4 protein-coding genes are annotated in these 5,445 nt (G+C 62.2%); 1 reads left to right on the forward strand and 3 read right to left on the reverse strand.

The annotated features are described in order from the left end of the window. A partial coding sequence (locus QZ501_RS14765; protein WP_295720575.1) for an MlaA family lipoprotein occupies positions 1–225 on the reverse strand: 225 nt, incomplete at its 3' end. A gap of 83 nt (positions 226–308) precedes the next feature. On the opposite strand from QZ501_RS14765, the gene QZ501_RS14770 reads away from it, so the two are divergent. Beyond that, positions 309–734 (forward strand): thioesterase family protein, encoded by a 426-nt coding sequence (locus tag QZ501_RS14770; RefSeq protein WP_151440482.1) that lies wholly within the window; start codon positions 309–311, stop codon positions 732–734. Positions 735–741: 7 nt separating this feature from the next. Here the strand turns inward: QZ501_RS14770 and QZ501_RS14775 are convergent, their stop codons facing one another. Beyond that, on the reverse strand, positions 742–1,863 hold the full coding sequence (locus tag QZ501_RS14775) for a beta-ketoacyl-ACP synthase III (RefSeq protein ID WP_295720578.1): 1,122 nt from the start codon (positions 1,861–1,863) through the stop codon (positions 742–744). 95 nt (positions 1,864–1,958) lie between these two features. After that, positions 1,959–5,445: ATP-dependent RNA helicase HrpA (gene hrpA / locus QZ501_RS14780; protein WP_295720580.1), on the reverse strand; the 3,487-nt coding region annotated here is incomplete at its 5' end.

Genomic DNA, 5,445 nt, shown 5'->3' on the forward strand with positions numbered 1-5,445 from the left:
CACCGGCCGGACCAAGTTGCCGTCCACGACCTCATTGAAGGCGAATATACTCCGGTTGAAGGATTCCCAGGGATCACGGTCATCGTAGACCGAGCTGTCCGCCACCTGTTGCGGGTCAACATTGCCCGGCAGGCTTCCATCCGTGGCCTCCGGGTCCTGTTGGGCGCCCACATTCAGGGCAATCCCGACCCCGGCAAGGAACCCGATCAGTCTGCGATGCATCATTACCTGTCAAACCTGTCTCTAAAGGGATTGAAATCGCTGGTCCCCGCCCTACAATCAGCGCGCGTCAACGAACAGGAGTCATCATGTCCGAAAACCAACCCGAGGGCCGACTGGTCCATGAGGAAACCTTCCCTGTCCGCTGGGGCGACCAGGATGCCTACGGCCATGTGAACAATACGGTGTATTTCAGGTTTTTTGAAGAGGCGCGAATCCGCTGGTTCGACAGTCTCACACTGACAGCGGACGGCCAGGGCGAGGGCCCGGTGATCGTAACCACGAGCGCAACCTTCCACCAGGAACTGGTCTATCCCACCAGGATCAGGGTTGAAGTGCGCACCGGCAGGGCCGGCAACAGCAGCCTGGAGAACTTCTATCGGGTACTTGGCGCTGATGATGATGCTCTCTATGCATCAGGCAGCGCCAAGGTGGTGTGGATCAATCATGACACTGGCCGCCCCACACCCCTGCCCGACCGCCTGCGGGCATTGAGCGCGGAAAGCGGCCAATAGGGCCGCTTCAGCGCTTGCGGACCACGACGTTACCGATGGAGTAGCCAGCTCCGAAGGAACAGATGATGCCGTAATCGCCACTGTTCAGGTCGGCCTGGTACTGGTCAAAGGCGATGATGGAGCCTGCGGAGCTGGTATTGGCGTACTCATCCAGTATCACCGGCGCCTCGCCAACCTCGGCATCACGCCCAAGGACCCGCTTGGCAATCAGCTCGTTCATATTGAGGTTCGCCTGGTGCAGCCACATGCGCCGCAACTGATCGGTGCCGAGACCAAGCGCCCCCAGGTGCTCGCCAATCAGCTCCGCCACCAGCGGAGAAACCTCCTTGAACACCTTGCGGCCTTCCTGAACGAACAGCTTGTCCGCCTGCCCCATGCCGGATTCATCCGCACGGTTCAGGAACCCGAAGTTGTTCCGGATGTTGTTGGAAAAACGCGTCTTGAGCCGTGTGCCCAGAACATCGAAGCCACGCCCTGCCGGCACATCATCCGGATGCTGGACGATGATGGCGGTGCAGGCGTCGCCGAAAATGAAATGGCTGTCCCGATCGCAGAAATTCAGGTGGGCACTGCAGATCTCCGGGTTCACAACCAGCACCGTGCGGGCGTGCCCGTTATTGATGGCATCAACGGCATTCTGGATGCCGAAGGTCGCCGAACTACAGGCGACGTTCATGTCGTACGCAAAGCCTTCCACGCCCAGCGCATCCTGTACTTCAACGGCCACGGCCGGATAGGGGCGTTCCAGATTCGAACAGGCGACAACGACCGCGTCCAGATCCTGCGCCCTGATCCCGGCCCGCTCCAGCGCCTGATTCGTGGCCTTGACCGCCATTTCACACTGGATGCCATAGTTCGAGTTCGGGCGCTGCGGAATCGACGGCTTCATGCGTTCGGGATCCAGTATGCCCTGCTTGTCCATCACATGCCGGCGCTTGATGCCTGAGGCTTTCTCGATGAACGCCGAGGATGAAGGCTGCAGCGCTTCCACCTCGCCACGCTCAATCGCGGCCGCGTTGCGTTCGTTGTGGCGTTCGACGTAGGCGTTGAAGGCTTCCACCAGTTCGTCGTTGTCGATGACGCTGGGCGGCGAGAAAAGACCGGTAGCGCTGATGACTGCTGAGGACACGGGATAGACTCCGGTTGTTGTTGAATGGAGAACCTGTGAAATAGTTCCTGACTCAGGATATTAACACATCGGCACCGGGTGTCAGGTGGACGGCGTCAGCGGCGGACCTGCTGCCACTGGCGCTCCAGGCGCTGAGGGGAAACCGTTACAGCGGTTCCCAGCTGCTGTGCGAAATACGACACGCGGTATTCCTCCAGCATCCACCGGTAGGTGATCAGGGCCTCGTCCTCGATCCCCTGCACGGCCAGTGCCTCGCGCCTCTCAACGTAGCGGTCCCAGAAGGGCTGGAACTCCGAGAGAAAGGCACGCTCACGGCCTGCCTCCCGGGGCATCTTGTCCAGCCGGATCAGCGCCGCGTCCATGTAACGTGGAAAATGCTTCAGCCACTCCGGCGGCGTTGCCGCCATGAACCCCGGGTAAATCAGCTGGCTCATCTGAAACTTCAGGTCCGCCATGCTCTGGGCAACATTCAGCGGGATCTTGCCCTTCAGCCCCTTCATCACCTGGTGATGGCGCTCCATGATCTGGAGCAGGAGCCGGCTGTTGGCTTCCAGCGCGGGTATGAAGTCACTTCGGCCGCTTTCAAGGCAGCTCTCCAGATCCCGCTCGCTGCGTGGCAGCGCCTGCTCCGCCAGGAAGTGGGATTGGGCCGTCGCAATGAGCATATCGTCCAGAAGCTCTGTCTTGCGCCCGACCGGGGCAAACAGCAGCGATGCTTCATGGAAGCCGGGCAGTCTTCGATCCAGATCCCGCAGGGTATTGCCGAGCCGGTTGACCAGGATGCGTGCAATCCCCCGACGGTTCAGGTACCAGGCCCGCACCGGGTCCAGCACCTGCGTCTGACGTACCCCCTGCCCCTCATCTTCCAGAACCGGATAGACACGAACCTGCATGCCACCCTGCTCGGTCTCGACACTCTCCGGCAGGTCGCCGCCCGGCCAGTCGGAGACAACCGTCTCAACTTCGGATTCCTCCGGGGCCTCCTGCATGGCACTTTCCAGCGCCTGGTGAGCCTCATCCTCGTGGCGTGCGATCAGCCCCTCCACATCCCGCCCCTGATCCAGGATGTTGCCCTTGTCATCAATCACCTGCACGTTCATGCGCAGATGGTCAGGCAGGTGATCCGGGTCCCACGCATCCTCGGGTATCCGCACGCCGGTCATGCGCTGGAGCTGTTCCCCCAGTCTACGGGGCAGTGGTTCATTGCAGGGGGTGAGATTGGCGAGGGCGGCGTCCACGAAGTCCGGCACCGGCACAAAGTTGCGGCGCAGTGATTTGGGCAGGCTTTTCACCAGCGCGATGGCGCGATCGCGCAGCAGCCCCGGCACCAGCCACCCCAGCCGCTCCACCGGCAGCTGCTTGAGCGCCATTATCGGCACCCGGATGCTCACGCCGTCCTCGGCCGTACCCGGTTCGAAATGATAGCGCAGTTCAAAGGTGAGGCCGTGCCATTGCAGCGTATCGGGATACAGGCTCTGCGTGTCCGTCCCGGGCTCTTTCTGGAAGACATCGGACTCGGTCAGGTAAAAGCGACTGAGTTGCTCGTCGTTAAGCTGCTTCCACCAGCGCTCAAAACCCTTGCCGCTGACAATCTCGGCGGGCAGGCGCTCATGGTAGAACTGGAACAGGGTCTCCTCATCCACCAGCAGATCCCGCCGGCGAACCTTGTCCTCCAGCGAAGTGACCTCTTCGATCAACTCCTGATTGGCCAGCACGAAGGGGGCCCTGGTCCTGTACTCGCCTTCCACCAGGGCCCGGCGGATGAAGATCTCCCGAGACAGCTCCGGGTCGATCCGGGCGTACCCCACGCGGCGATTGGCCACGATGGTCAGCCCATAGAGTGTGACCGACTCCATGGCCATGACCTGGGCCCGCTTCTTCTCCCAGTGCGGCTCCGCGTGGTTACGCCGGACCACGTGTTCGGCGAGTGGCTCGATCCACTCCACCTCGATCCCCGCCACCATGCGCGCGAACACCTGGCTGGTCTCCACAATCTCGGCGGCCATGATCCACTTCGGTGGCTTCTTCGCCAGTGCGGAGCCCGGAAAGATCCGGAATTTGCGGTTACGCGTCCCGTGGAACCAGCCCTTCTCCTCCTTCAGCGCCACGTTGCCCAGCAGGCCGGCCAGAAGCGCCCGGTGCACGGAAGCATAGTCTGCCGGCCGCTGATTCACCCGCATGCCCTGCTCCTTTGCCAGCAGCAGGATCTGACGGTGAATGTCGCGCCACTCCCGCATGCGCAGAAAGGCCACGAAATGCTTCCGGCACCACTTCTGGAGCTGATTGCCGGACAGCGTCTGGCGTTGCTCTTCCCAGGCGTTCCATAGATTGAGCAGACTGTTGAAGTCCGAATGGTTGTCGCGGAACAGCGCGTGCGCCTGGTCCGCCTGGGTCTGTTTGTCGCCCGGGCGCTCGCGCGGGTCCTGGATACTGAGTCCGGCCGCGATCACCGCCACCTCGGCCAGACTGCCCTCCCGCTCAGCCGCCAGCAGCATGCGCGCCAGCCTTGGGTCCACCGGCAGCCGCGCCATGCGCCGCCCAGCCTTGGTTACTTTGCGTCCCCGATCCACGGCCCCCAGCTCTTCCAGCAGCTTGTAGCCGTCGTTGACCAGGCGCTTATCCGGTGGGTCGATGAAGGGGAAGCGCTTGACGTCGCCCAGTCCCATGTTCGTCATCTGCAGGATCACAGACGCCAGGTTGGTCCGGCGGATCTCCGGGTCCGTGAACTCGGGCCGATTCAGGAAATCCGACTCGTCATAGAGTCGAAAACAGATCCCGGGGGCCACACGCCCACAGCGCCCCTTGCGCTGCTCCGCGCTGGCCTGGGCGATGGGCTCAACCGGCAGGCGCTGCATCTTCGAGCGCACGCTGTAACGGCTCAGCCGCGCCAGACCCGTATCGATCACGTAATGGATGCCCGGCACCGTCAGCGAGGTCTCGGCCACATTGGTGGCCAGCACGATCCGTCGCCCGCCATGGGGCTGGAACACCCGGTTCTGCTCGCGATTCGACAGCCGCGCATACAGCGGCAGCACCTCGGTGTGCTGAAGATCCGCATGGCGCAGCTCCTTGCTCACCTGCCGGATGTCCCGCTCCCCCGGCAGGAACACCAGGATATCCCCGGGCCCCTTGCCCTGATCCTTCTCGTAATCCTCGATCTCATGAACGACCGATTCGATCGCCCCTGGCCAGCCCGACTCCGGATCCTCAGAGTCCGCCAGCGGCCGATACCGCACCTCCACCGGATGCGTCCGCCCCGAAACCTCCAGCACCGGCGCATCGTCAAAATAGGCACTGAAGCGGTCCAGCTCGATGGTCGCCGAAGTAATGATCACCTTCAGGTCAGGCCGTTTCGGAAGAATCCGTTTGAGCGCCCCCAACAGGAAATCGATGTTCAGACTGCGCTCATGGGCCTCATCCACAATGATGGTGTCGTAGCGGTCCAGAAAGCGGTCATGGGTCAGCTCATTCAGCAGGATGCCGTCCGTCATCACCTTCACCAGTGAATCATCACTGGTCTGGTCACTGAACCGCACCTGGTAACCCACCGTCTCGCCGACCCGGGTCTCCATTTCTTCCGCC

The organism is uncultured Halovibrio sp. (genome assembly GCF_913056445.1).
Lineage (GTDB): Bacteria > Pseudomonadota > Gammaproteobacteria > Pseudomonadales > Oleiphilaceae > Halospina > Halospina utahensis_B.